This window comes from Bradyrhizobium sp. Leo170 (assembly GCF_004296405.1).
Lineage (GTDB): Bacteria > Pseudomonadota > Alphaproteobacteria > Rhizobiales > Xanthobacteraceae > Bradyrhizobium.
Genome location: NZ_PSRR01000844.1, coordinates 1 through 599 on the forward strand (window position 1 = coordinate 1; position 599 = coordinate 599).

General features: G+C 65.8%; 1 protein-coding gene. It reads left to right on the forward strand.

Going from position 1 to position 599, the window contains the following annotated elements; all coding sequences use genetic code 11:
* Positions 1-416: 416 nt before the first annotated feature.
* The coding region (locus CWO89_RS48730; RefSeq protein WP_130584475.1) for a hypothetical protein at positions 417-599 on the forward strand (183 nt) is incomplete at its 3' end.

Consider the following 599-nt stretch of genomic DNA (forward strand, 5'->3'; position numbering starts at 1 on the left):
CGGGCGTTCCTGAACAATTGCCCGGAATGCAAGGCCGAGCTCGCCCTACTCCGCATCATTCCCGGCCGGGCCGAATACTGGGCGATGCGCTGCACCGGCTGCGGCGGGATTCATCTCAACATCGTCGAGAACACCTCGCCCGCCTGCTGACAGGTGACGATGTCGCGGCTCGTCTCACCTCTCCCGCTTGCGGGAGAGGTCGGCGCATAGCGCCGGGTGAGGGCTCTCTTCGCACGAAGAATCCCGCCGCGGAGACACCCTCACCCCAGCCCTTTCCCGCAAGCGGGAGAGGCAGAACCGGCACCTCGGCAACTTCGCCGCGGAGCAGTTCCGCGGCTGCTGACATCTGCTGACAGAGCGGGCCCACAGCCACGTTTGCCCTTTCATGGCGGCGGTTTCAGTCCCATATTCGCGCCATGGCGAAGAAACCTGACACTCCCAAAAAGCCCGGCAAATCCCCCAGATCCAAAGCACACCGGCCCGACGTTCTCCCGATCGCGCCGGCGCTCGCCGAACTCTTGAACCCCGCCATCAACCGCGGCGAAAGCGGCATCGGCTCGTCGACAGGCCTGCAGCCGCCGCCGGACAATTCCCGCGAC